The 24,440-nt window shown below is 64.1% G+C and carries 22 protein-coding genes and 1 riboswitch; of the genes, 14 read left to right on the top strand and 8 right to left on the bottom strand.

The features are described 5' to 3' along the window. Positions 1-72: 72 nt before the first annotated feature. The 4 genes from FYB76_RS21375 to FYB76_RS21360 form a co-directional block, all read right to left on the bottom strand. Entirely contained in the window at positions 73-672 is a 600-nt protein-coding gene (locus FYB76_RS21375) for an outer membrane beta-barrel protein (RefSeq protein WP_154134970.1), read from the bottom strand. 192 nt (positions 673-864) lie between these two features. After that, the gene (locus FYB76_RS21370) at positions 865-1,632 is read right to left on the bottom strand and encodes an ABC transporter ATP-binding protein (RefSeq protein ID WP_154134969.1); all 768 of its coding nucleotides are present in this window, start codon (positions 1,630-1,632) and stop codon (positions 865-867) included. Then, a complete protein-coding gene (locus tag FYB76_RS21365; RefSeq protein ID WP_154134968.1) occupies positions 1,632-2,615 on the bottom strand; it encodes an iron ABC transporter permease in 984 nt (327 codons plus the stop codon). Before FYB76_RS21365 ends, FYB76_RS21370 begins: the two co-directional genes overlap by 1 nt. Positions 2,616-2,637: 22 nt before the next feature. Next, a complete protein-coding gene (locus tag FYB76_RS21360; RefSeq protein ID WP_154134967.1) occupies positions 2,638-4,614 on the bottom strand; it encodes a TonB-dependent receptor in 1,977 nt (658 codons plus the stop codon). 79 nt (positions 4,615-4,693) lie between these two features. Continuing rightward, a riboswitch (cobalamin riboswitch) is annotated at positions 4,694-4,963 on the bottom strand. A gap of 494 nt (positions 4,964-5,457) precedes the next feature. Here FYB76_RS21360 and FYB76_RS21355 point away from each other — a divergent pair. Beyond that, a complete protein-coding gene (locus FYB76_RS21355; RefSeq protein ID WP_088753257.1) occupies positions 5,458-6,198 on the top strand; it encodes a protein phosphatase CheZ in 741 nt (246 codons plus the stop codon). Continuing rightward, positions 6,198-8,099 carry a chemotaxis protein CheA gene (locus FYB76_RS21350; protein ID WP_154134966.1) on the top strand — a complete coding sequence of 634 codons (1,902 nt, stop codon included), beginning with the start codon at positions 6,198-6,200 and terminating at the stop codon, positions 8,097-8,099. Before FYB76_RS21355 ends, FYB76_RS21350 begins: the two co-directional genes overlap by 1 nt. Before the next feature lie 92 nt (positions 8,100-8,191). Here FYB76_RS21350 and FYB76_RS21345 read toward each other — a convergent pair whose 3' ends face one another. Beyond that, positions 8,192-9,133, bottom strand: a complete 942-nt coding sequence (locus tag FYB76_RS21345) for a CysB family HTH-type transcriptional regulator (RefSeq protein ID WP_088753255.1) — start codon at positions 9,131-9,133, stop codon at positions 8,192-8,194. A 186-nt stretch (positions 9,134-9,319) separates the two neighbouring features. Between FYB76_RS21345 and FYB76_RS21340 the strand changes: the two genes are divergently transcribed. The 8 genes from FYB76_RS21340 (at position 9,320) to FYB76_RS21305 (ending at position 16,628) form a co-directional block, all read left to right on the top strand. Next, on the top strand, positions 9,320-10,093 hold the full coding sequence (locus FYB76_RS21340) for a sulfite exporter TauE/SafE family protein (RefSeq protein WP_088753254.1): 774 nt from the start codon (positions 9,320-9,322) through the stop codon (positions 10,091-10,093). A gap of 63 nt (positions 10,094-10,156) precedes the next feature. Beyond that, on the top strand, positions 10,157-11,854 hold the full coding sequence (locus FYB76_RS21335) for a nitrite/sulfite reductase (protein ID WP_154134965.1): 1,698 nt from the start codon (positions 10,157-10,159) through the stop codon (positions 11,852-11,854). Beyond that, a complete protein-coding gene (locus FYB76_RS21330) occupies positions 11,847-12,374 on the top strand; it encodes a DUF934 domain-containing protein (protein WP_154134964.1) in 528 nt (175 codons plus the stop codon). The genes FYB76_RS21335 and FYB76_RS21330 overlap by 8 nt, the downstream gene beginning before the upstream one ends. Positions 12,375-12,404: 30 nt before the next feature. Continuing rightward, entirely contained in the window at positions 12,405-13,136 is a 732-nt protein-coding gene (locus tag FYB76_RS21325) for a phosphoadenylyl-sulfate reductase (RefSeq protein ID WP_154134963.1), read from the top strand. Positions 13,137-13,185: 49 nt separating this feature from the next. Beyond that, the gene (gene cysD, locus FYB76_RS21320; RefSeq protein ID WP_034335061.1) at positions 13,186-14,121 is read left to right on the top strand and encodes a sulfate adenylyltransferase subunit CysD; all 936 of its coding nucleotides are present in this window, start codon (positions 13,186-13,188) and stop codon (positions 14,119-14,121) included. Further along, on the top strand, positions 14,121-15,452 hold the full coding sequence (locus FYB76_RS21315; protein ID WP_154134962.1) for a sulfate adenylyltransferase subunit 1: 1,332 nt from the start codon (positions 14,121-14,123) through the stop codon (positions 15,450-15,452). Before cysD ends, FYB76_RS21315 begins: the two co-directional genes overlap by 1 nt. A gap of 37 nt (positions 15,453-15,489) precedes the next feature. After that, positions 15,490-16,251: a uroporphyrinogen-III C-methyltransferase gene (cobA, locus tag FYB76_RS21310; RefSeq protein ID WP_088753250.1), complete on the top strand. Its 762-nt coding sequence runs from the start codon at positions 15,490-15,492 to the stop codon at positions 16,249-16,251. Between the two features lie 5 nt (positions 16,252-16,256). Further along, a complete protein-coding gene (locus FYB76_RS21305; RefSeq protein WP_154134961.1) occupies positions 16,257-16,628 on the top strand; it encodes a tRNA-binding protein in 372 nt (123 codons plus the stop codon). 78 nt (positions 16,629-16,706) lie between these two features. On the opposite strand, the gene FYB76_RS21300 is transcribed toward FYB76_RS21305, so the two are convergent. The 3 genes from FYB76_RS21300 to lptF are packed head-to-tail and all read right to left on the bottom strand — an operon-like array spanning position 16,707 to position 19,401. Further along, a complete protein-coding gene (locus FYB76_RS21300) occupies positions 16,707-17,090 on the bottom strand; it encodes a sirohydrochlorin chelatase (RefSeq protein ID WP_175343668.1) in 384 nt (127 codons plus the stop codon). Between the two features lie 48 nt (positions 17,091-17,138). Continuing rightward, the gene (lptG, locus tag FYB76_RS21295; RefSeq protein ID WP_154134959.1) at positions 17,139-18,269 is read right to left on the bottom strand and encodes an LPS export ABC transporter permease LptG; all 1,131 of its coding nucleotides are present in this window, start codon (positions 18,267-18,269) and stop codon (positions 17,139-17,141) included. A 1-nt stretch (position 18,270) separates the two neighbouring features. Continuing rightward, complete coding sequence (gene lptF / locus FYB76_RS21290; RefSeq protein ID WP_088753246.1) at positions 18,271-19,401, bottom strand: LPS export ABC transporter permease LptF; 1,131 nt, start codon at positions 19,399-19,401, stop codon at positions 18,271-18,273. Between the two features lie 166 nt (positions 19,402-19,567). Here lptF and FYB76_RS21285 point away from each other — a divergent pair, with 166 nt between their 5' ends. The 4 genes from FYB76_RS21285 (at position 19,568) to FYB76_RS21270 (ending at position 24,285) form a co-directional block, all read left to right on the top strand. Beyond that, entirely contained in the window at positions 19,568-21,088 is a 1,521-nt protein-coding gene (locus FYB76_RS21285; RefSeq protein WP_154134958.1) for a leucyl aminopeptidase, read from the top strand. A gap of 35 nt (positions 21,089-21,123) precedes the next feature. Beyond that, entirely contained in the window at positions 21,124-22,098 is a 975-nt protein-coding gene (locus FYB76_RS21280) for a dienelactone hydrolase family protein (protein ID WP_195724692.1), read from the top strand. Between the two features lie 155 nt (positions 22,099-22,253). After that, positions 22,254-23,360 carry an alkene reductase gene (locus FYB76_RS21275; RefSeq protein ID WP_088753244.1) on the top strand — a complete coding sequence of 369 codons (1,107 nt, stop codon included), beginning with the start codon at positions 22,254-22,256 and terminating at the stop codon, positions 23,358-23,360. A 157-nt stretch (positions 23,361-23,517) separates the two neighbouring features. After that, positions 23,518-24,285: a MipA/OmpV family protein gene (locus FYB76_RS21270; protein ID WP_154134957.1), complete on the top strand. Its 768-nt coding sequence runs from the start codon at positions 23,518-23,520 to the stop codon at positions 24,283-24,285. Positions 24,286-24,440 lie beyond the last annotated feature (155 nt).

The following is a 24,440-nucleotide window of genomic DNA, read 5'->3' as shown; positions in this document are numbered from 1 at the left end:
TCAAATTGCACGGGCAAAAAAAATCCCTCCACAAGGGAGGGATTTCAAGACCCGCAAAACTGCAGGTCAATCTTAGAACTTGTACTTCACGCCAGCCGAGTACAGATTCATCTTGTTGTTGCTTTCGCCACCCAGCTTTTCGAAGCGGGTGTAGCCGACGTTGATACCGACGCTCTGGGCCACGGCGAACTCATAGCCCAGGCCGAACAGGTAACCGGTACCGCTCTGCGACGCACTGGAGGAGCCAGCCGGCTGGTTCAGTGTCAGGGAGACCTTGGAATGGGTAGCACCCGCCTTCAGGTACAGGCCCGGCACGAATTCGGTGAACTTGTAGATCAAGGACAGATCCGCGCCCTTGACATCAGCCTTGACGTTATAACGCACAGTACCGGTGCGGTTGGTACCATCCTGCTTGAAATCGTCGGTAGCGAAGTAGCCCAGTTCGACCGCGAAGTTCTTGTTGATCTGATAACCGACCAGTGCACGCAGGGCCGCGGCTTCGTTGGTCTCGGAGGTCTTCACGCCATTGGTCGGGGTAGCGATGGCGCTGATGGAGGCGATGCCGCCTTCCAGGCCGATGTACAAACCGCTGTCGACGGTCTGGGCAGCCACCGAACCGGCGGCCATCATTGCTGCGATTGCTGCGACTGCTGCTGCGATATTCTTTTTCATTCCTGATTTCCCTTGATAATTGTCAGAACTTCTTCAGGGTTTTCCCCGGCGGCAATTATATCGGGAGATGAGAATACGTAAATATCAGTAAAGAGATTGACGTTGAATTTTCGAGGCATTTTGTACAAATACAACATATCGCGCGGTGAGAACATGAAGTAAATGACAAATGCTGCGGCGTTGCGGCGCGCCCTACCTCGCCACGAAGACCACCCCGTGCTGGCTGCCGATCTGCTCAAACCGACAGCCGAAGGCCGCGGCGAGGAGAGCCGGCTGCATCACGGTTTCGACATTGCCGGCGTTAGCGCTCGTGCCATCGAGCAGCAAGATATGAGAGGCAAAGCGCCGCGCCAGGTTGATGTCATGACAACTGGCCACCACCGCCTTGCCTTGCTGCGCCAGGCCTTCCAGCAATTGCATGACTTGCAACTGCGCGGCGATGTCCTGATGGGAGGTCGGTTCGTCCAGCAGGTACAGCGCCGGCGATTGCACCAGCAAGGTTGCCAGCGCCACGCGTTGACGTTCCCCGCCTGAGAGGCGCAGGACATCCTGTGTGCCGAGATGGCCCAGGCCGACCTGCTCCAGCGCTTGCCGCGCCAGGCCGAGGTGGGCGCCGGGGCCACCCCAACCGTCGCCATGGGCAAAGCGGCCCGCCATGACGGCCTCCAGCACCGGCAGGGAGAACGCATCCTGCTGGTGCTGCAGCACCAGCCCGCGCCGCAGCGCCAGTTGCAGAGGCGAGAAGGCCGACAAGGCTTGCCCCTGCAGCAGCACCTCACCCTCAAACGGATGCAAGCCGGCCACCGCGTGCAACAGGGTGCTCTTGCCGATGCCGTTGCGCCCGAGCACGCACCAGAATTCCCCGGCCTGCACACGCCAGTCCAAGCCTTGCAGAAGCGCCCGCGACCCGGCGCGCAAGGTCAGCTGGCGCGCCTGCAAGAGCACAGGAGGAGATGGCATCACAGGCGGCTCCTCGCCAGCAGCCACAGGAAAAGAGGTACCCCCACCAGCGCCGTGATCACGCCCACCGGCAGCTGGATGGGCGCCACCACCGTGCGCGCCAGCAGGTCCGCCAGGCTCAGCATCGCCCCGCCTGCCAGCACGCACGCCGGCAACAGCAGGCGCTGGTCATTGCCCAGCAGCAGCCGCAGACCATGCGGCACTACCAGCCCGACAAAGCCGATGGTCCCGGCCATGGCCACTGCACAGGCGGTACAGGCTGCCGCTACGCACAGCAGCATCACCCGCAGCCGCCGCACCGGCACACCCAGCAATTGCGCGAAAGCGTCGCCGCGCGCGAGCAGGTTCAGCGAAGCGGCATGGCGCCAGCTCCACAGCAGCGCCAGCAGCAGCACCAGCGCCGCCAAGGGCAGCAGCCGTGCATCATCGAGGTCGCCAATGAGCCAGAACACCATGCCGCGCAACTGCGCATCCGGTGCGATGGACAAGGCCAGGGAAATGACGGCGCCAAACCCTGCAGCCAGCATCACGCCGGTCAACAACAGGCGCTGGCTGGAGAGCAAGGGCGACATCGCCAGATGCCGCAGCGAGGAACGCACCAGTCCGAACAGCAGGAGCATGGCTAGCGCGGCGCCCAGCAGAGCGCCCGGCGCCGTCACCGCCTGCAAGGGCCAGCCCAGCCGCAGTGCCGCCAGCATGGCCAGCAAGGCGCCGGCGGCCGATCCCCCGGACAGCCCCAGCACATAAGGATCGGCCAGCGGGTTGCGCAACAGCACCTGCATCAGCGCCCCCGACAAGGCCAGCGCGCCGCCCACCGCAAAGGCAGTCAGCGCGCGCGGCACGCGCAGCGACAGCAGCAGCGCCACGTTGTCGGCCGAGGCCGAGACACGCAAACAGCCCGTGCTGCCGCACAGCACCGCCGCCGACAAGGCCAGCAGGGACAGCAGCAGCAAGGTGCACAGCACGGGCAGGTAACGTCGCATCGGTGGCAGGGTCAGGTCAGGATCAGAAGTCGTAGCGGGCGGTGAATTTTACTGCCCGTCCGTCTTCCGGGTAGATGCCGGAGACCGAACCGCCGCTGCAGTCATAGGCCTGCGAGTAATACTTGCGGTCGGCCAGGTTGGTGCCGGTCACGGCAAATTCCCAGGCGCTCACCCGCACCGCATAGCGGGCATCGAAGGTCGTGAAGGACGGCATGCGCGCGCAGGTGTTGGCAAAGTCGTTGCCCATGCGCTGGCGGTCCACCCAGCGTGCGCCCACGTCGGCACTCTGCTGGCCCGACTTCCAGTTCAGGCGCGTCGACAGCGTATTGGCCGGCACCAGCGCCAGCTGCTTGCCGCTGTTGTCGCCCTGGTCGAAACGGGCGTCGATGTGCTGGTAGGTGGCATTCCAGCCGAGCGTCTCGGTCAGCTGCACGCGCGCTTCCAGCTCCACGCCCTGGTGGCGGGTCGGGGCCAGGTTGCTGTTGGCCCCGAAGCCGCCATTGGCGGTCGGGTCGTAATACAGTTCGTCGCGCACGCGATGGCGGAACCAGCGCAGCGTCACCTGGCGCGCCGTATTGCCCAAGGTCGCGCCCAGTTCCACGTCATGCGAACGCTGCGGTTTGAGGACCGTGCCGCTGGGCAAGGCGGTAAAGCCGTTCTCGTCGGCGGTCGCCAGGCGGTAACTCTGGCCGGTCTTGACGAAACCGCGCAGCAGCGGCAGCGGCGCATAGCTGGCCTGCAGGTCCCAGGCGTTGACCGCGCTGTTGCGGCCATAGGCGCCGGAAACGCTCTGCTGGGTGAACTGCTCGCGGCGCACGCCACCCGCGAGGCGGGCGTTGCGGTCGAACTCGATTTCATCGCGCAGGTACAGCGCCTTCGAATGCTGGGAGGCATCGCTGTTGCCATAGCTGGCATTGGTGGCCGAACTCCATTCGGCCAGGTCCACCCCGGCAATGGCCTCGTTCTTCCACGCGCCGCTGTCGATCACATGGCGCAGGCGCGGCGAAAACTGGGTGGTCCGGATGTTGGCTTGCGCCGTGGAGCCGCTGCTCACATAGGTGGAGCGCGAAATCTTCTCGCGATGCGACAGCTCGGCTGCCACGTCGAAGCTGCCGAAGCGGCGCTCCAGGAAGGCAGTGATGCTGTCATTGTCATAGGAGCCATGGTCCAGCGGCTTGCTGGTCTGGCGCGCATTGGCCTCGTATTGGGCTTGCGTAAGGCTGCCGGGCAGGCCGAAATCAGAGCGCGCGAGGTTGGCGCGCAGGCCGAAGCGCCAGTCGCTGGCGAACCATTGCACGGTGGTGCTGAGGTTTTCCTGATTGGACTTGCTGTTGTCGCGCCAGTTGTCGGCATGCGACTTGGCATAGCTGGCGTCGATGGACATGTTGTCCCAGCCGCGCGATACCGCTGCCCGGCCGGCGCGTTGGCCATTGCTGCCGACTTCGCCGACGACGGTGCCGCGCACCGCATTGGCCTGCGGGCGCCGCGTGATGATCTGGATGGTGCCGCCGGTGGCGCCGCTGCCATAAAGCACGCTGCTGCCGCCGCGCACGATCTCGATGCGCTCGATGGTCTCGATGGGAATGGCCGACAACAGGGGCGTGCTCAATTCGTTTTCGGAAATGCGCACGCCATCGACCAGTACCACCATGTTCTGGTCGCCATTGGGCCCGAAGCCGCGCAGGTCCAGCGGGAAGTCGCGCGGGCCGGACAGGCTCTGGCGCCCATAGACGCCGCCCAGCTTGCGGATGGCTTCGTTGGCGTTGTCGATACCCGCATCGCGGATCTGCTCGGCAGTGATGACAGTGGCCGCCACCGGGGGAAATGCCGGGTCATTGGGAAAGCGCGAGGCTGACACCACCACGGCCGACAGGGGCACATTGGCATCGGCAGCCTGGCTGGCGGCGGCGACGACCGAGAGGACCAGCGCGCCGGTGGTACGCAGGGCAAAACGGGGGCGAGGACCGCGGCAGCGGGCCTGGAAATAAGCGATATGCATGAAAATGTAAGCAATAGATAGGTGCAGCCTGCCTCCCCGCAGGCTGCAATCAACGGAAAACCGCACCAGCGTTGACTGTGCAGCCTCCTCCTGTTCTGGCCGGTCTCCGGACTGCAGGCATGACTCTCGGCCTTCCCATGTGGCGAAGTGAAGGTTCGCGCAAAAACACAGTGGCGTGGAAGAGCGTCTTGCCGGCGAGACGCAGCGCATCGTCGCCGGCACCTGGTTACCGTTGCGGGGGCAGTACACCTTGGCCGGACCTGCTGCTTTACACAGGGGACTGGCGCGTGTTTCCCGTTTAACTGCCGGCGAGGACACGCCGGCGGGCACCAAAAACGCGCCATTGTAGGCGTGCAGCGTAGCGGCCACAAGCCGAACGCCCCGGATGATGTAAATCAGCACAAGCGGGATAGCCGCAATTGCTTTCAGGAAAAAGACGGATAGAATTCATCCTCAGTGCTTTTATATAGAACAAATTCGATTTTTTTATCGAAAAACATTTGAACCGTGGTTTCCATCCTGTGCCGGGGCGGAAAAATGGAAACAAATGGGGGATTTCACTCGCTGTTTGGCCGATGAGATAGCGGCAAGCGGTCCTATACTCGGCGCCATGGCATCGTCGACCGGGGGACCCTTGCGTGGTCGGCCGGCCTCACCTGTCATCCTGAACGTTGTCGTGGTCTGCGGGCCTTCAGAGACTGCCTCTGGCTGCCGATATCAGTCTGATATCGGGGAAGTGGTGGTGGCTGTGCCTCCCGGAACGACGCATTAGATCCGCCTACGGGCAACTTTGCACAGCAGTGCGCCGACGAGCGCACACCTTTGTTGGGAGAATCAGTAATCATGAGCGACGACGTTGATCTGGAAGCATTGTTTGACGAAATTTCCTCGCAGACGCTACCGGGCATGACCGCCGAGCCGGCTGCTGCGGCCACCGCCGCCGGCACCGACGAAGCGGCTGCGGGCGAGCAGGAGGACCAGAGCGACAAGCCCATGTATGAACGCCTGGGCGGTATCGTGCGCCTGCTGCACGACTCCATGCGCGAGCTGGGCTACGATCGTTCGCTCACCGACGTGGCCGAACAGATCGGGGACGCCCAGAGCCGCCTGGAACACATCGCCACCCTCACCGAGCAGGCCGCCAACAAGGTGCTCAATGCCCTGGATTCGGGCATGCCTGCCCAGGACCGCCTGCAGGAACAAGCCAAGGACATCAACGCCCGCTGGACCAAGCTCTATGCCGGCCAGATGAGCATCGACGAATTCAAGGCGCTGGCCGGCGACTCGCAGCAGTTTTCCAACGCGGTGCTGGAATCGACCGAAGCCGAAAAGGCACGCATGCTGGAAATCATGATGGCCCAGGATTTCCAGGACATCACCGGCCAGCTGATCAAGAAGATCGTGGCCATTACCGCCAGTGCCGAGCGTGAACTGGCGCAGTTGCTGCGCGACAATGCACCGCCGGAAGTCAAGGCACAGATCGATGCCGACAAACCGGTCACCCTGATGAATGGCCCTTCCGTCGGCGGCACGGCCATGGGTCAGGACGATGTGGACGACTTACTCGATAGCCTGGGGTTCTAATGGATGACGAAATGCTCAAGGATTTTGTCGTTGAAGCGTTGGAGCTCGCCACCAACGTGGAAGAGCACCTGCTGACGCTGGAACGACATCCTGATGACCTTGAAATCCTCAACGCGGTCTTCCGCGCATTCCACACCATCAAGGGTGGCGCCGGGTTCGTGAACCTGCCGGCCATGGTGTCGGCCTGCCACCTGACCGAAAACCTGTTCGATGCGCTGCGCACCGGCAAGGCCCCGGTCACGCCGCTGGCCATCGAAGCTGCGCTGCAGGCCAGCGGCTTCGTGGCCGACCAGTTGAACGAATTGTCCAACGGCGCCGCGCCCGACAGCCTGGCCTCGATGCCGGCGGAACTGAAAGACATCCTGACCCAGGCCATCGAAGGCAAGAGCGAAGCGCCGGCACCCGCCGCGGCTGCACCTGCCCCGGCGGCAGCGGCACCCGCGGCCGCGCCGGTGGCAGCAGCCCCCGCTGCAGCAGCCAGCGTCGATGGCAGTGCCAGCGTGATGAAGAATGGCGAACTGGACTGGCCCGCGCTGTATCAGGCGCTGGTGCCCGGTGCTGCCGTGGCTGCACCGGCTGCCGCCGAGAGCAGCGCCAGCGCTGCCCCGGCCGCGCCTGCGGCGGCGCCCGCTGCCGCTCCGGCCGCTGCCGCCGATGGCGAGCCCAAGGCCGCCGCCCCGGTCCAGCAGAATCGCCGCGCCACCGACTCCCCTGGCGGGGCCAAGGAAGAAAGCATCCGTATCGATGCCGTCAAGCTGGACGCCCTGCTGGAAGTGGCCGGCGAATCGGTGCAGGCCGCCAACCAGGCGGCCGTGCTGCTGGAAAAGCTGCAGCAGTTCAAGTTCGAAGGGACTGCGGCAGCACTGATGTCGACCCTGGCCGAAACCCTGGGCCGCGCCTCGCGCTACTCCAGCGAACTGCAACGCGCCACGCTGTCCACGCGCATGCAGCCGGTGGGCCGCCTGTTCCAGAAATTCCCCCGACTGGTGCGCGAACTGGCCAAGGACCTGGGCAAGGACGTGGACCTGGTCATCACCGGTGCCGAAACCGAAGTCGACCGTGTGGTGGTGGACAGCCTCTACGACCCGCTGGTGCACATGCTGCGCAACTCGCTGGACCACGGTATCGAAGTGGACCGCGCCGCCGCCGGCAAGCCCAACAAGGCCACCATCTCGCTCAACGCCTGGCAGGCCGGCAGCAGCGTGATGATCGAAGTCTTCGATGACGGCAAGGGCATGGACCCTGACATGCTGCGCAGCAAGGCGCTGGCCAAGGGCCTGATCAACGAGCACCAGGCGCTGACCGCAGATGAAGCCTTGCAGCTGGTGTTCCTGCCCGGATTCTCGACCAAGGAAGTGGCTTCCAGCGTCTCGGGACGCGGCGTGGGCATGGACGTGGTCAAGACGGCGGTGGAAAAGCATCGCGGCACCATCCGCATCGAATCCACGATTGGCAAGGGGACCAAGTTCTCGATCCGCCTGCCCATCGAACTGTCGATCATCCCGACCATGCTGGTGCGCTGTGCCGGTGCCCCGTTGGCCCTGCCCATGGCGGTGGTGGAGCGCGTGGTCGAACTGCCCGAGACCTTCGACGAAGTCGGCGGCGCCCCGGTGCTGCGCGACCAGGGCCGGCCACTGCCGGTCAATTCGCTGGCCGGCGTACTGGGCTACGAGCCGGGCAATGAGCGCGTGGGTATCGTCATGGCGGTTCCGCACCCCTACATCCTGGGCGTGGAATCGGTGGAAGGCACGGCCGACCTGGTGATCAAGCCGCTGACCGCCATCCACACCGCCGGCATCACCGGCACGGCCCGTTCGGCCGAAGGTGAACTGGTGCTGGTGGTGGGCTTGTCCTTCCTGCTCGATGGCTGCCGCGACCTGGAGCGCACGGCAGTGGCATAAGGCTCGCGCCAACAGCTGCAAATGCAAACGGCCGGATCTGCAAGGATCCGGCCGTTTTGCTTCAGGCCTGGCGTGGTGCCCGGCGCCGGGACTTAAAGTTCATACATGTCCTTCTCGCCTTCCATGACCTGCGCAATGAGCTTGCGATTGAGGGTCGGGGCCAGCAATTCGATGAAGGTATAGACATATCCCCGCAAATAAGCGCCTTGCTTCAAGGCCACGCGCGAGACATTGGTGCCGAACAGGTGGCCGGCCGGAATGGCGCGCAGGCCACGGTCACGCTCGGCATCGAAGGCGATGCCGGCAATGATGCCCACGCCCATGCCCAGCTCCACATAGGTCTTGATGACGTCGGCGTCGATGGCCTCGAGCACCACGTCCGGCTTCAGGTGGCGCAGCGAGAAGGCGTGATCGATCTTGCTGCGGCCGCTGAAGGCGGAATCATAGGTAATGAGCGGATTGCCGGCGATCTCTTCGAGCGTGAGGCTCTTGGACTGCAGCAAGGGGTGATCCGGCGGCACCACCACCACGTGCTCCCACTGGTAGCAAGGCAGCGAGACCAGGCCCTCGCCTGAGGCCAGTGCCTCGGTGGCAATGGCAATGTCCGCCTGGTCGTTGCGCACCATCTCGGTGATCTGCTTGGGGTTGCCCTGGAGTAAAGAAAGATGCACTTTCGGATACTTCTGGGTGAACGCCTGCACCACCTTGGGCAGCGCATAGCGCGCCTGGGTGTGGGTGGTGGCGATGGTGAAACTGCCGCTGTCGTGGGCAGCGAATTCCTTGCCGATGCGCTTCAAGCCATCCACTTCCTGCATGATCAGCTCCACCGAGCGCAGCACTGCCCTGCCCGGCTCGGTCAGGCCGCGAATCCGCTTGCCGTGGCGGGTGAAGATGTCCACGCCCAGTTCTTCCTCCAGCTCGATGATGGCCTTGGAAACGCCTGGCTGCGAGGTGTACAGGGCCTTGGCGGCCTCCGTGAGGTTGAAGTTCTGCCGTACCGCTTCACGAACGAAACGGAATTGATGAAGATTCATGTGGGAATTCCTTCGCTTCTACATGGTACGGCGGCGTCCCGCGCCTGCCTTGCCGGCCTCACTGGCCTTACCTGCCTCGTTTGGCGCATTTCCATATGCCAAAGGCGTATATAAGCAAATAAATACTATGTAGTTTGGTTTGAAACATAAGTTTATTACGATTCGCAGACTAATGGGCGAGGTGTTATGACTGTTTCTTATGTAGTAAGCGGATTTGCCGTAGGACTGCTGGTCGGACTGACCGGGGTCGGTGGCGGCTCGCTCATGACACCGCTGTTGACCTTGCTGTTCGGCATTCATCCCTCGGTGGCCGTGGGCACCGACCTGGCGTTCGCCTCTGCCACCAAGACCGCCGGCACCCTGGCCCACCGCTTCAAGGGCACGGTACGCTGGGACGTGGTGCGCCGCCTGTCTTACGGCGCCCTGCCCGCTGCACTGGTGACCACGTTGCTGCTCAAGCATTTCGGTGCCGTCAGCGACGGCATTGCCCTGACCATCCGCTACTCGATTGCGATCTCGGTGTTCCTGACCGTGATAGCCCTGCTGTTTCGCGCGCGCATGCAAGCCTGGCTCAATGCCCATCCGCAGCGCCAGCTGCAAGGTGCCACGCTGTCCAACGCCACCATCGCCGCAGGTGCCCTGCTGGGCACGCTGGTGACCATTTCTTCCATCGGTGCCGGTGCCGTGGGCGCCACCCTGCTCGTGTTGCTGTATCCTCGCCTGTCTCCGGCGGAAATTGCGGGCACCGACATCGCCTATGCCGTACCGCTGACGGCCATTGCGGCACTGGGCCACTGGTGGCTGGGTTCGATCAATTGGGAACTGCTGGCGACCTTGTTGCTGGGTTCGGTCCCGGGCATCACCATCGGATCGCTCGCAGCGCGAGCGGTGCCGGAGAAATTCTTGCGCGGCCTGCTGGCCATTACGCTGACGAGCGTTGCAGTCAAGCTGATTTGGTAGGCTCATTTTCAATCGGGCGCACCCTGATCCGGGCGCCCATAAGACGTTAACAGGGAAGACAAGATGTACCGCTATGACCAATACGATCACCTGATCGTCAAAGAGCGAGTCGCACAATACCGGGACCAGGTGCGTCGGCGCCTGTCGGATGAACTGGCCGAAGACGAATTCCGCATCCTGCGCCTGCAGAACGGGCTCTACCTGCAACGCCATGCCTACATGCTGCGCATCGCCATTCCCTACGGCATGCTGGCCTCCAATCAACTGCGCAAGTTCGCCGAGATCGCCGTCAAGTATGACCGCGGCTACGGTCACTTCACCACCCGCCAGAACATCCAGTTCAACTGGATCAAGCTGGAAGAATCGCCCGATATCCTGGACGAACTGGCCAGCGTGGAAATGCACGCCATCCAGACCTCCGGCAACTGCATTCGCAATACCACCTCGGACGAACTGGCCGGCGTGGCCGCCGATGAAATCGTCGATCCGCGTCCCTATGCCGAACTGATCCGCGAGTGGAGCACCTTCCACCCCGAGTTCGCCTACCTGCCACGCAAGTTCAAGATCGCCATCAGCGGCGCTGCCGAAGACCGTGCCGCCACTGCCGTGCACGACATCGGCCTGCATGTCATCAAGAACGAGGCTGGCGAAGTCGGCTTCCGTGTGCTGGTCGGTGGCGGCATGGGCCGCACCCCGATCCTGGGCAGCGTGATCCGTGACTTCCTGCCCTGGAAGCACGCCATGTCCTACCTGGAAGCGATCCTGCGTGTGTACAACCAGCACGGCCGCCGCGACAACATGTACAAGGCGCGCATCAAGATCCTGGTCAAGGCCATCGGCCCCGAGGAGTTCGCGCGCCAGGTCGAAGCCGAATGGGCCGACATCAAGGATGGCCCCTCCACCCTGACCGAAGAAGAACTGCAGCGCGTGGCCAAGTTCTTCACCGATCCGGCCTACGAAACCCTGCCGGCCGTGGATGCGGAATATGAACGCCTGAAGGCTGAAGACCGTGGTTTCGCCAACTGGATCAAGCGCAACGTCAAGGCGCACAAGAAGGCCGGCTATGCAGCCGTGCTGCTGTCGCTCAAAAAACCGGGCGTGCCGCCGGGCGACATCACCGCCGACCAGATGAACTTCGTGGCCGACCTGGCCGACCAGTACAGCTTCGGCGAACTGCGCGTGACCCACGAACAGAACCTGGTGCTGGCCGACGTCAAGCAGTCTGATCTGTATGCGCTGTGGAAGGCCGCCAAGTCGCATGGCCTGGCTACGCCCAACATCGGCCTCTTGACCGACATCATCTGCTGCCCCGGCGGCGACTTCTGCTCGCTGGCCAATGCCAAGTCGATCCCGATCGCCCAGGCCATCGCCGAGAAATTCGAGAACATCGACTTCCAGCATGACATCGGCGACATCGAACTGAACATCTCCGGTTGCATCAACGCCTGCGGCCACCATCACGTGGGCAACATCGGCATCCTCGGCGTGGACAAGGATGGCTCCGAGTGGTACCAGGTGTCGCTGGGCGGTGCCCAGGGCAACGAGTCCTCGATCGGCAAGATCATCGGCCCCTCGTTCTCGGCCACCCAGATGCCCACCGTGATCGACCGCCTGCTGCAGGTGTATGTCAAGCAGCGCACCGAGGAAGAACGCTTCATCGACACCGTGCGCCGCATCGGTGTGACCCCGTTCAAGGAATTCGTTTACGCAACGCCGATCCGTTCGGCCGAGTATGTCGCAGGAGAGGACGCAAATGCCTGAAATCATCAAGAACAAGACCGTCGTGAGCGACGACTGGACCGTCCTGCGCCTGGCTGAAGGCGAGACCGCAGAGACCGTGACCGTGCCGCAAGGCCGCGTGATCGTGCCGCTGAAGGTGTGGCAGGCACAGGGCGAGGCCCTGAAGGCGCGCGCCGAGATCGGCGTGTGGCTGGCCAGCGACGAACGTCCGGAAGAACTGAAGGGCCAGCTGGACAGCTTCAAGGTCGTCGCCGTGGACTTCCCCAAGTTCGCCGATGGCCGTGGCTATTCCATCGCCTACAACCTGCGTGCCCGCCTGGGCTATACCGGTGAGCTGCGTGCCATCGGCGACGTGCTGCGCGACCAGCTGTTCTACATGCAGCGCGTGGGCTTTGACGCCTTCGCCGTGCGTGCCGACAAGAACATCCACGATGCCGTCAAGGGCCTGACCGACTTCTCCGAGAAGTACCAGACCTCCTGGGACGAGAAGAACCCGCTGTTCCGCCGCGTCAAGCGCGACACCGTGCAGGCCGCTGACTGAACGGCCATTGTGAAGAAGGAAGGACAGCCCATGGCCAACCCAGGCTTGCAAGAACTCATCGCCAAGACCCAGGCCACCCTGGAACGCATCGCCGCCGAGTACGCCCCGGCGGCGCTGGCCTCCAGCCTGGCCGCGGAGGACATGGTGCTGACCGACCTGATCCTGCGCGGCAAGCTGCAGGATCGCATCAGCATCTTCACGCTGGAAACCGGTCGCCTGCACAAGGAAACCGTCGGCATGATCGACCGCATCCGCGAGACCTACGATTACGACGTCGCACCCTACCGTCCCCGGCCTGAGGCGGTCGAGGCTTACGTGCAGAAGAACGGCGCCAACGCCTTCTACGACAGCGTGGAACTGCGCAAGGAGTGCTGCCACATCCGCAAGATGGAGCCGCTCAATCGCGCCCTGCAGGGCAAGGCCTCCTGGGTGACCGGCCAGCGCCGCGCACAATCGGTCACGCGGGCCGAGCTGCACGTGCAGGAACGTGACGAAGCCCACGGCATGGAGAAGTTCAACCCCCTGGCCGACTGGTCCGAACAGGACGTCTGGGACTACATTCGCGCCAATGACGTGCCCTACAACCCGCTGCACGACCAGGGTTACCCGTCCATCGGCTGCGAGCCCTGTACCCGGGCCATCCAGCCAGGTGAAGACATCCGCGCCGGCCGCTGGTGGTGGGAGAACCCCGACTCCAAGGAATGCGGCCTGCACGTGGTCGACGGCAAGCTGGTGCGCATCAAGGCGCATGCGGCGAGCTGAACCAGAATTCAATCAAGGCAACAACAAGCAAAGCATCGGAAGGTCCGGCATGAACACTGCGGTAGACACCCTCTTTTTGGACAACGCCAGCAACCGTCACCTCGACTGGCTGGAATCGGAAGCCATCCACATCATGCGCGAGGTCGCTGCCGAGTGCAGCAACCCGGCGCTGCTGTTCTCCGGCGGCAAGGACTCGGTGGTGCTGCTGCGCATCGCCGAGAAGGCCTTCCGCCCCGGCAAGTTCCCCTTCCCGCTGGTGCACATCGACACCGGCCACAACTTCCCGGAAGTCATCGAATTCCGTGACCGCCGCGCCGCCGAACTGGGCGAGCGCCTGGTGGTGCGTTCGGTGGAAGATTCGATCAAGCGTGGCACCGTGCGCCTGCGCAATCCGCAAACCGATTCGCGCAATGCCGCGCAAGCCGTGACGCTGCTGGAAACCATCGAGGAATTCAAGTTCGACGCCTGTATCGGCGGCGCGCGCCGCGACGAAGAAAAGGCCCGCGCCAAGGAGCGCATCTTCTCCTTCCGCGACGAATTCGGCCAATGGAATCCCAAGGCCCAGCGCCCCGAGCTGTGGGACCTGTATAACACCCGCGTGCATCCGGGCGAGAACATGCGCGTCTTCCCCATCTCGAACTGGACCGAACTGGACGTCTGGCAATACATCGCCCGCGAAAAGCTGGCCCTGCCCTCGATCTACTTCGCCCATGAGCGCGAGGTGATCCCGCGCAATGGCCTCCTGGTGCCGCTGACCGACCTCACCCCGGCCCGCGAAGGCGAGACCGTGGAAAAGCAGGTCGTCCGCTTCCGTACCGTGGGCGACATTTCCTGCACCTGCCCGGTGTCTTCCGATGCCGCTTCCGTGGAAGCCATCATCGCCGAGACCGCAGTGACCCAGATTACCGAGCGCGGCGCGACCCGCATGGACGACCAGACGTCCGAAGCCTCGATGGAAAAACGCAAGAAGGAAGGATATTTCTGATGAACGCCGCCGCAACCCAAGCACAACTGGCCCAGGCCTCCGCACAATCGCACGAACGCGGCCTGCTGCGCTTCATCACCGCCGGTTCCGTGGACGATGGCAAGAGCACCCTGATCGGCCGCCTGCTGTTCGACAGCAAGGGCATCTTCGCCGACCAGCTCGACGCCATCTCGCGCGCCAAGCACAAGCGCACCGTGGGCGATACCGTGGACCTGTCGCTGCTCACCGATGGCCTGGAAGCCGAGCGCGAGCAAGGCATCACCATCGACGTGGCCTATCGCTACTTCGCCACGCCCAAGCGCAAGTTCATCATCGCCGACACCCCGGGCCATGAGCAGTACACCCGCAACATGGTCACCGGTGCCTCGACTGCTGACGCCGTCATCATCCTGGTGGACGTGTCCAAGGTGAAATTGGGCGACGATGGCAGCGTGGAACTGCTGACCCAGACCAAGCGCCACTCCACCATCGCCCACCTGCTGCAGATCCAGCACGTGATCGTGGCCGTCAACAAGATGGACCTGGTGGATTACGACCAGACCGTCTACGACCGCATCGTCGGGGCTTACCAGCAGTTCGCGCAGCAACTGGGGCTGAAGGACGTGCACGCCATCCCGCTGTCTGCCCTGGCCGGCGACAATGTGGTGGAAGCCAGCGCACGCATGGCCTGGTACCAGGGTCCGACGCTGATCACGCTGCTCGAATCGCTGTCGGTGTATGAAGATGCGCACGAGGAGGCCTTCCGTTTCCCGGTCCAGCTGGTGGCACGCCACAACGGTCATGAAGCCAATGACTTCCGTGGCTACATGGGCCGCATCGAGGCCGGCAAGGTGGCCAAGGGTGACAAGCTGGTGGTGCTGCCCAGCGGCCAGAGCGCTACCGTCAAGGATATCCAGACCCTGGATGGTTCGCTGGAATCGGCCACGGCCGGCCAGTCGGTGACCCTCCTGCTGGACGAATACCTGGACATCTCGCGCGGCGACCTGCTGGCAGCCGAGGCACAACCCTCCACCATCCTGAAGACCGTCAACGCCGATGTGTGCTGGCTCTCCGAAGAACCGCTGGACCTGCGCCGCAAGTACTGGCTCAAGCACACCACCAAGCAGGTGGCAGCGCGCGTGGCCAAGGTCGATACGCTCCTGGACATCAACACCCAGGAACGCCGTCCCGCCGACACGCTCAAGCTCAACGACATCGCCCGCATCAGCGTGAACGTGCAGCAGCCCATCGCGGCCGATGCCTACCAGAACATCCGCGCCACCGGCGCCTTCATCCTGATCGACGAAGTGAGCCACCAGACGGTGGCCGCTGGTATGATTCGGATCGACTGAATTTCCTTCGATCCGCAATCGTCTCTTCGACCAGGCCATGGCCACCCAACAGGCAGCGACTTCCCCTTCTTCCGATTCACCCGCCCCCAGCCCGGAAACCCCGGGCATGGTGTGGCTGATCGGCTCCGGCCCCGGGGCCGCTGACCTGTTGACGGTACGCGCCGCACGCCTGCTGGCGCAAGCCGACATCGTGCTGCACGACGCCCTGGTTACCGAAGAGATCCTGGCCCTGTGCCCGCAAGCCGTGCAGGTGTCGGTCGGCAAGCGCAGCGGCCAGCGCTCCACGGCCCAGCCGGTCATCAACCAGAAGCTGGTCGAGGCCGCGCAGCAGTATCGCCGCGTGGTGCGCTTGAAAGGCGGCGACCCCATGCTCTTCGGCCGTGCCGATGAAGAGATGCGGGCACTCGAAGCCAACCATATCCCTTACGAAATCGTCCCCGGCATTACTGCCGCGCTGGCTGCCGCCTCGGCCGCCAAGCGGCCGCTCACGCGCCGGGGGATTGCGCGCAGCGTCTCGCTGTTCACCTCCAGCACGGGCGTGGATGAGCCGGATGAAGTCCGTATGCCCAATGGCGATACGCTGGTCCAGTACATGGGCGGACGCGAAGCCACGGCCACCGCACAACGCTTGCTGGCGCTAGGCCATGCGCCTGATACGCCGGTGGTGGTGGTGGAGAACTGCAGCCGCCCTGACCAGCACATCTACCATCTGCAACTGGCAGGGCTGGAAGCCGGGCTGCAGGCCTGCAGCGGGCCGGTACTGGTGATGATCGGGCCGGCGCTGGCGGATCGGGACTGACGCCCATGCACCTGCTCCACGACGCTGCGGCCCCTGCGGCCGATCCCATCGATTTCGAGGCCTTCCTCAAGGTCGATATCCGTATCGGCACCATCATCGCCGCCGATGCCTTCCCTGAAGCCCGCAAGCCTGCGTTCAAACTGAAGATCGATTTCGGTCCGGGCATCGGTGTGCGCCAGAGCAGCGCCCAGATCACTACCCACTACACGCTGGAGCAGCTGGTCGGTCGCCAGGTGGCGGCTGTCGTGAATTTTCCGCCGCGCCAGATCGGCAAGTTCATGTCGGAAGTGCTCACGCTGGGCTTTCCGGATGCCCAGGGCGAGGTAGTGCTATTCAAGCCGGACCAGGCCGTACCCAACGGCGCCCGCCTGTTCTGAAGGGCTCAAGCCCTCCCCCAAAAAGCAGATGGCCCGTTTTTCCGGCCATCCTCATCTCCAGTAGTGCCGATGGCAGGATCAGCTATTGGCCGTCCCCACGCAATAAGCGGCAATCGCCTGCAACACTGCCTCATCCTCGCCCACCGCAGCGACGGTGCGCACTTCCACGCCTGGATGCGCCTGGCGCAGTTGCTCCAGCAATTCCGGCAGGTCACGGCGCACGTGCCCGCCCTGCCCCAGGAACACCGGAATGACGGTCACGCGCCGACTGCCGGCGGCAATCTGCCGCGCCGCCACGGTCGGCAGGTCCGGCTGCATCAGCTCCAGGAAGGCAAGCTCCACGCTGGTCCCCGGCATGGCCGCCTGCGTGAGCGCGCGCAGGCGCTCGAAGGGCGCCGCCCAGGCGGGGTCACGAGCGCCGTGGGCGAACAGGATCAGGCTTTGGGAGGTGGCTTGGCTCATGATGTGCAACAGTCTTTCAGGCTAAATATTCGAGATTACGGGACGGACTCAGGTCCGCTCCACCCACCACAGCGCGCCAATGGCCAGCGCCATGAACAGCAGGCTGGGCAAGGCCGCCGTCATGAAGGCCGGCCAGGTATTGAGCAGGCCCAGGTGGGAGAACAGGCTATTGATGAGCTGGAAGCACACGCCGATCATGATGCCGGTGAAAATCTTCAGGCTCACACCCCCGGCGCGGAAATGCAGGTAGGCAAACGGCAAGGCCAGCGCCAGCATCACGAAGATCGACAGCGGATAGACGATCTTCTTCCAGAACGCGATCTCGTAGCGGTCGGTGCGCTGGTTGTTGGCCTCCAGGTGCTTGGTATAGGCCAGCAGGTCATAGGCCGACATGCGGTCCGGGTCGGCGAAGAGCACCGACAGGATTTCCGGTGTCACCTCCGAGACCAGCTTCATCTGGGGGATCTTGACGGTCTTGACCGGTTCGGTGATCTTGCGGTTGCCGCCGCCGGTAAAGTCCGACTGCACCACCTGGTTGAGCACCCACTGGTGGTTGCCCTCGTACATGCCATCCTTGGCCGTGACCATGCGCGCCATGTGGAAATCGGTATCGAGCTCATAGAGCTTGACACCTTCGATGCGGCCATCCGGCTGCACGGTCTGGATGTTGATGAAACGGCTGCCGGTAACATTGCCTTCCAGCCCCTTGTCCTTGATCACGTCCTTGGCCCACATGCCCGAGCGGAACTGCGAGGACATCGACGCCCCCTGCGCCTGCAGCTTGAGCTTTTCCGCCCATTCCGAGGCCTTGGGCGCGATCAGCTCGCCAAACACGATGGTGAGCACCGCAAAGCCCACTCCGATGCGCAAGAGCACCTTGGCCGCCATGCCGGTAGACATGCTGGAGACGCGCATGATGGTGAATTCCGAGCGTGCCGCCAGCTGCGAAAGGGTGTAGATGGTGCCGATCAGCACCGCCGTGGGCATGAGTTCATAGACATTGCCGGGCAAACCCATGAGCACATAGAACACCGCCTGCTGCAGCTTGTAGCCATTGCGGCCGACCTGTTCCAGCTGGCCCATCATTTCGAAGAAGGCGAACAGCGCCAGGAAGGCCGCCAGCGCGAAGAGCACCGAGCGGGTGATCTCGGAGGTGAAGTAACGTTGGATGACTCTCATCTCAGGCCTCGCGCTGGAACGTCATGGCGCGGCGCACGCGGCTCCACAACCGGGATGGGTGGTAGGGATGGTTGATGTTCAGGCGCAGGGCGAACATGCCCACCACCAGCAGCGCCACGATCACGTGCACCGGCCACCAGGCCATCATGAAACTCATGCGCTGCTGCGCTACCGAGGCCTGGAACACGCTGACCGTGTTGCTGTACACCACGAACAGCAGCAAGGCCACCAGCAGCCCCAGCGAGCGGCCCGCGCGCGGGTTCACGAAGGACAGCGGAATGGCCAGTAGCATGAGCGCCAGCGACATGAGCGGCAGCGCGATGCGCCAGAGCAGTTCGCCGCGGGCAAAGCCGTCCTGCTTGGCCAGCAGTTCGACCATCTGCAGCGCGCGCGCCGAACGCTCACCGGCTGCGGTCTGCGACTGGTTGCCGATGAGCAGGCCATAGCGCTCGAAATCGACGATCTGGAAATCGGGCAGGCTGGGCGAGCCATCGTAGCGGCGGCCCTTGTTCATGACCACGAATTTCTCGCCATCGGCATCGACCGTGGTTTCACCTTCCTTGGCGACCACCACGCTGTTCTTGCCGTCGGAATTGATGGTGTTGACGAAGATGTTGCGTACCTTGGAGGCATCGCCGGAAATACCCTCGACGAAGAAGATCCGGTTGGCCGCCGCCGACTCCTGGAACTTGCCCGGGGAGACGCGGGCAATGTCCTCGCGCTGCTCGAAACGGCTGCGGTATTCGCTGCTCTGTTCATTGGCCCAGGGCGTAACCACGAAGGACAGCACGCCCACCAGGGCCACGATGGGCCAGCCGAAGCGCAGTACCGGGGCGATCCAGCGGGTGAGCGACATGCCGCAGGCGAACCAGACCACGATTTCGGAATCCTGGTAGCTGCGTGTCATCACCAGCAGCACCGAAATGAAGCCGGTGAGGATCAGGATGATGGGCATGTAGTTCAGCGACTGGAAGCCGATCAGGGCCAGCACGTCTTGCGACGCCACCTGGCCGCCCGCGGCCTGGCCGAGGATCTTGATGAGCATCACCGTCAGCGTGATGGTGAACAGGGTAGTGAAGACCCCACCTGCGGTGCTGGTCAGTTCGCGTCTGAGGGCGCGTTGGAAAATCATGGGAAGGCTGGCTTGGTTTCTGGTGTCGGGGTCATTAACGGATGGCCTGCGCGGATGTCCGGCGCCCGGCATCGTGTCCGAAGCTGGCTTACCTGGGAGAACTCATGCGCGCGTCGCGACGAAATGGGCTCTATAATCGCCAAGTAATTCATATAAAGGACGAACGATGGACTTTAGCACAAAAACATTGGACGCAAAAAACGCCTTGACGGGCGTAAAGACCGGCGCACTGGTCGTTGGCATCTATGAAAACCGCAAGCTGTCCAAGGCCGCCGGCGCCCTCGACAAGCTGGGCGCCATCAGCGCCGCGCTGAAGTCGGGCGACATTTCCGGCAAGCCTGGCTCGACCCTGCTGCTGCGCGGCGTCACCGGCATCGCCGCCGAACGCATCGTGCTGCTGGGCCTGGGTAACGAAGACGAGGCCGCTGACAAGAACTTTGCCGCCGCCAGCGCCGGCCTGGTGCGCGCACTGGCCACCCTGGGCTGTGACGACGCCGCCCTGGCCCTGCCCTTCGATGGCATCAAGGGTCGTGGCCTGGACTGGGCCATCCGCACCGTGGTGCTGGCCGGCCGTGACGCCGCCTATCGTTCCGACACGATGAAGAGCAAGAAGGACCCGGCCCCCACCGGCGTCAAAAAGATCACCCTGCTGGTGGCCGCCGAACAAGGCGCCGCCGCCAAGGCCGCCCTGGGCGAAGCCGTGGCGCTGGCCAACGGCATGGCCCTGACCAAGGAACTGGGCAACCTGCCGGGCAACGTCTGCACCCCGACCTACCTGGCCACTACCGCCAAGAAACTGGCCAAGGAATTCAAGCTGGGCGTGGAAGTGCTGGAACGCAAGCAGCTCGAAGCGCTCAAGATGGGCAGCTTCCTGTCGGTCACCCATGGCAGCGACCAGCCGCCCAAGTTCATCGTCTTGAAGCACCTGGGCGGCAAGGCCAAGGATGCGCCGGTGGTGCTGGTGGGCAAGGGCATCACCTTCGACACCGGCGGCATCTCGCTCAAGCCGGGCCTGAACATGGACGAGATGAAGTACGACATGTGCGGCGCCGCCTCGGTGCTGGGCACCTTCCGTACCGTCGCCGAACTGGGCCTGAAGTTGAACGTCATCGGCGTCATCCCGACCTGCGAAAACATGCCTTCGGGCCGTGCCACCAAGCCGGGCGACATCGTCACCTCGATGTCCGGACAGACCATCGAAGTCCTCAATACCGACGCCGAAGGCCGTCTGATCCTGTGCGACGCGCTGACCTACGTGGAGCGTTTCAAGCCGGCCGCAGTGGTCGATATCGCCACCCTGACCGGCGCCTGCGTGGTGGCCTTGGGCCATCACAACACGGGCCTGTTCACCCGCGAGGATGACACCCACGACCAGCTGGCCAACGCCCTGCTGGCGGCCGGCAAGGAAAGCGGCGACACCGCCTGGCGCATGCCGATCCAGGACGCCTACCAGGAGCAGTTGAAGTCCAACTTTGCCGACATCGCCAACATCGGCGGCCAGCCCGGCGGCAGCGTGACGGCAGCCTGCTTCCTGGAACGCTTCACCCGCAAGTACACCTGGGCCCACCTGGACATCGCCGGCACCGCCTGGAAGAGCGGCGCAGCCAAGGGTGCCACCGGCCGCCCGGTGCCGCTGCTGACCACCTGGCTGCTCAACCAGGCGCGCGCCAAGGCGGCACGCGGCTGATGGGCTTGCGGCTCGGGGACGCAACAGGCCATGCCATGACCGCCCTCCTGCCGCAGACCTGGCTGAACGCAGGAAGACCACCGCAGCACCTCGTGCTGCGGTGGTTTTTTTTCATCTTTTTACGGGTGCTGGGCGGGGCCGCACTGATCCTGCCGGACGCGGCCATGGCGCAAGACGCGCCGATGCCGCCCGCACAGACCGTGCGTTTTCCTTCATCTGACGGCAAAACCACCCTGACCGGCTATCTCTACGATCCCTTCGGCGCCGGGCCGCATCCGGCCATCATCCTGCTGCACGGCCGCGCCGGGCTCTACTCGGCGCGCATCAATGGCACCTGCACGCAGGTCGGCCCGGCCATTCCCTCCCCCTGCGATGCCGGTACACTCTCCGCACGCCATCTGGACTGGACGCGCTACTGGCTGGCACGCGGCTACGTGGTCCTGCTGGTGGACAGCTTCGGTCCGCGCGGCGTGGCCCATGGCTTTGGCCGCTACACGCACGGCTCGCCCGAGCGCGCGGCCACCAATGAACTGACCGTGCGTCCGCTTGATGCCGAGGGCGCACTGCAATGGCTGGCCACGCGCAGCGAAGTCGATGTCCGCCACATCATGCTGCAAGGCTGGTCCAATGGCGCCAGCACTGCACTGAACGTGATGCAGCGCCAGGCGGCAAGGCCATCAGGCGATTCACCCTCTTTCGCGGCCGCGCTGGTGTTCTATCCGGGCTGCGGCAAGCAGGCACTGCTGTCTTCCCACCCTGAGCTGGACAAACCCGTACAGGTCCTGCTGGGCAGCGCCGACGAGGAAGTTTCGCCGGCAACCTGCCAGCGCGTGTTGCGCCAGGCAATTCCCGTACGCCAGGCGCCACCGCCGATGGTCACCGTCTATACCGGCGCCACGCATGACTTCGACGATCCGGGCCGCGTGCGCCAGTCGATCCAGGCCAACCGCGCTGCGCGCGAGGAGGCCAGGTCTCGCGTGGGGCCTTGGCTGGACCGGATCACACCCTGAACATTGCCGCCCGGCAAGGCCGCCTCGACCGCCTGCAGCGTCGTACGTTCCCGAATAGACTGGGGATCTTTTTCCGGAACACGGCCGCACCCGCCGTGGTCGGTAGCAAGGTCGACGCAGTTCATTCCAATCAATGCCAACAAGAAAGGATCAGCATGACCAACGCCAATGCGCACCTTCACAGTGACCTCTTCAAGCCCGTGCAACTGGGCGCAGTGCAATTGCAGAATCGCATCGTCATGGCGCCGCTCACCCGCAGCCGCGCCAAGGCGGGCGATGTGCCTACCGAGCTGGCGGCCGAATACTATGCCCAACGTGCCGGAGCCGGCCTGATCATCGCCGAGGCGACCCAGATCTCGCCGCAGGGCAAGGGCTATGCCTGGACCCCGGGCATCTACAACGAATCGCACGTGGCCGGCTGGAAGAAGATCACCGATGCCGTGCATGCCAAGGGCGGCCGCATCTTCCTGCAACTGTGGCACGTGGGCCGCATCTCGCACCCTGACCTGCAGCCTGGCAACGCACTGCCGGTAGCGCCCTCGGCCATCAAGCCGGACGGCAATGCCTTCACCGAGAGCGGCTTCAAGCCCTTTGTCGAGCCACGTGCACTGGAGGCTTCGGAACTGCCCGCCATCGTGGAGCAATACAAGATCGCCGCGCAGCTCTCGCTGCAGGCAGGATTCGATGGCGTGGAAATCCACGCCGCCAACGGCTACCTGCTGGACCAGTTCCTGCGCGACAAGACCAACCAGCGCACCGACAACTACGGCGGCAGCATCGAGAACCGTGCCCGCCTGCTGCTGGAAGTGGTGGAAGCGGTGACCTCGGTGATCCCCAGCGAGCGCGTGGGTATCCGCCTCTCGCCCATCAGCCCGGCCAACGACATCGCCGACAGCAATCCCAAGGCCCTCTTCAGCTACGTGGTGGAGCAGCTCAACCGCTACAAGCTGGTCTACCTGCACGTGGTGGAGGGTGCCACCGGCGGCCCGCGCGAAGTCGACGGCGGCTTTGACCTGCAGGTATTGCGTGACCTCTTCAAGGGCATCTACATCGCCAACAATGGCTACGACCTGGAGATGGCCGTCAAGGCACGCGATCGCAACCTGGCCGACCTGGTGGCCTTCGGCCGTCCGTGGATCGCCAACCCCGACCTGGTGGAACGCTTCAAGGCCGGCGCAGCGCTGGCCGAGTTCAACCAGGCCACGCTCTATGGCGGCGGCGCCGAAGGCTATACCGACTACCCGCCGATGCAGCAGTCCTGATGCACTGTGCCGTGCCGTGCCGCCCGCACGGCGCCCGGCACGCACAGCCCATGACCACCATGGCCTGCCTTCCCGGCAGGCCATTTTCGTGGGCGGCGCTTGCAGCCGCCCGGCGGGCCGCTACAATGCCGCTTGCCTTCCCACTCCACTGCCCATCATGAAAACAATATTCGCCACGCTCACCCTGGCCTGCTGCGCCCTTCCGGCCCTGGCCCAGCAAACCGCTCCCACCACTGGCACGAACGATCCCCTGCAACTGCAGGACCGCCTCACCGGGGACCTCGGTGCAGGCGTCTACCGCGTCGACAGCAACGGGCCCGATGCGCATCGCCACACCCAGGTGCTGCCCTATGCTTACGCCGACTACGGCCGCTTCTTTGCGCGCCTGGACACCTTCGGCGTCAAGACCGCGCGCATGGGTTACGGCTACCTGGAACTGGCCGGGCGTGTGAGCCTGGACGGCTTCGATGCAAAGCGCGGCGTGCAGCGCCGCTCGGACCCGATCCCGCTGGGCATCGGCACCTACCAGGAAACGCCCATCGGCGGCTTCTTCCTCAACGTTTTCCGGGACTTCAACAAATCGCACGGCACCCTGGCCGAAGCCATCTATGCGGCCCAGATCGATGTGGGCCCGGTGAGCTTCTATCCGCAGGTCGGCGTGGAATATCGCAGCGGCAGCTACAACGATTACTTCGTCGGCGTCTCCGCCAGTGAAGCCGCTGCCAGCGGCCTGCGGCAATACAGCGCCGGTGCGTCCACCAGCCCCACCCTCGGCCTGGCCGCCGATGTCCCCTTGACCGGTGACTGGCACCTCAACCTGCACCTGCGCCGCAAGTGGCTGGACAACGCGGTGGGCGACAGCCCGCTGGTACGCCGGCACACCGATGACACTGCCATCGTGGCAGTGAGCTATCGTTTCAAGTAACGCCCCTTCCCTGCCCGCCTGAGGCTGGTCGCCTGGCCTGCCCCAGGGCGGCCAGCGCCCGCATTTCCCTCCTTCGGTTCCCTCCTGCCTTTGCTCCTGAGTTGGCTGCTGCCGCGAGCCACGCCTGGCCGCGGAGAGCACCCCGGCGTTGAAGC

It is taken from the genome of Herbaspirillum sp. CAH-3, assembly GCF_009668275.1.
Classification (GTDB): Bacteria; Pseudomonadota; Gammaproteobacteria; order Burkholderiales; family Burkholderiaceae_D; genus Herbaspirillum; species Herbaspirillum aquaticum.
Note: the sequence above shows the minus strand (reverse complement) of the source record. Positions and strands in the feature narration are given on the sequence as shown.

Excerpts from the sequence above, each read along its gene's own strand:
- FYB76_RS21280 (WP_195724692.1), top strand. The coding sequence starts at position 21,124 with ATGACCGCCCTCCTGCCGCAGACCTGGCTGAACGCAGGAAGACCACCG.
- FYB76_RS21345 (WP_088753255.1), bottom strand. The coding sequence starts at position 9,133 with ATGAATCTTCATCAATTCCGTTTCGTTCGTGAAGCGGTACGGCAGAAC.
- lptF (WP_088753246.1), bottom strand. The coding sequence starts at position 19,401 with ATGATTTTCCAACGCGCCCTCAGACGCGAACTGACCAGCACCGCAGGT.
- lptG (WP_154134959.1), bottom strand. The coding sequence starts at position 18,269 with ATGAGAGTCATCCAACGTTACTTCACCTCCGAGATCACCCGCTCGGTG.
- FYB76_RS21330 (WP_154134964.1), top strand. The coding sequence starts at position 11,847 with ATGCCTGAAATCATCAAGAACAAGACCGTCGTGAGCGACGACTGGACC.
- FYB76_RS21340 (WP_088753254.1), top strand. The coding sequence starts at position 9,320 with ATGACTGTTTCTTATGTAGTAAGCGGATTTGCCGTAGGACTGCTGGTC.
- FYB76_RS21285 (WP_154134958.1), top strand. The coding sequence starts at position 19,568 with ATGGACTTTAGCACAAAAACATTGGACGCAAAAAACGCCTTGACGGGC.
- FYB76_RS21275 (WP_088753244.1), top strand. The coding sequence starts at position 22,254 with ATGACCAACGCCAATGCGCACCTTCACAGTGACCTCTTCAAGCCCGTG.
- FYB76_RS21335 (WP_154134965.1), top strand. The coding sequence starts at position 10,157 with ATGTACCGCTATGACCAATACGATCACCTGATCGTCAAAGAGCGAGTC.
- FYB76_RS21315 (WP_154134962.1), top strand. The coding sequence starts at position 14,121 with ATGAACGCCGCCGCAACCCAAGCACAACTGGCCCAGGCCTCCGCACAA.
- FYB76_RS21355 (WP_088753257.1), top strand. The coding sequence starts at position 5,458 with ATGAGCGACGACGTTGATCTGGAAGCATTGTTTGACGAAATTTCCTCG.
- FYB76_RS21360 (WP_154134967.1), bottom strand. The coding sequence starts at position 4,614 with ATGCATATCGCTTATTTCCAGGCCCGCTGCCGCGGTCCTCGCCCCCGT.
- FYB76_RS21305 (WP_154134961.1), top strand. The coding sequence starts at position 16,257 with ATGCACCTGCTCCACGACGCTGCGGCCCCTGCGGCCGATCCCATCGAT.
- FYB76_RS21270 (WP_154134957.1), top strand. The coding sequence starts at position 23,518 with ATGAAAACAATATTCGCCACGCTCACCCTGGCCTGCTGCGCCCTTCCG.
- cysD (WP_034335061.1), top strand. The coding sequence starts at position 13,186 with ATGAACACTGCGGTAGACACCCTCTTTTTGGACAACGCCAGCAACCGT.
- FYB76_RS21350 (WP_154134966.1), top strand. The coding sequence starts at position 6,198 with ATGGATGACGAAATGCTCAAGGATTTTGTCGTTGAAGCGTTGGAGCTC.
- FYB76_RS21325 (WP_154134963.1), top strand. The coding sequence starts at position 12,405 with ATGGCCAACCCAGGCTTGCAAGAACTCATCGCCAAGACCCAGGCCACC.
- FYB76_RS21375 (WP_154134970.1), bottom strand. The coding sequence starts at position 672 with ATGAAAAAGAATATCGCAGCAGCAGTCGCAGCAATCGCAGCAATGATG.
- FYB76_RS21370 (WP_154134969.1), bottom strand. The coding sequence starts at position 1,632 with ATGCCATCTCCTCCTGTGCTCTTGCAGGCGCGCCAGCTGACCTTGCGC.
- cobA (WP_088753250.1), top strand. The coding sequence starts at position 15,490 with ATGGCCACCCAACAGGCAGCGACTTCCCCTTCTTCCGATTCACCCGCC.
- FYB76_RS21365 (WP_154134968.1), bottom strand. The coding sequence starts at position 2,615 with ATGCGACGTTACCTGCCCGTGCTGTGCACCTTGCTGCTGCTGTCCCTG.
- FYB76_RS21300 (WP_175343668.1), bottom strand. The coding sequence starts at position 17,090 with ATGAGCCAAGCCACCTCCCAAAGCCTGATCCTGTTCGCCCACGGCGCT.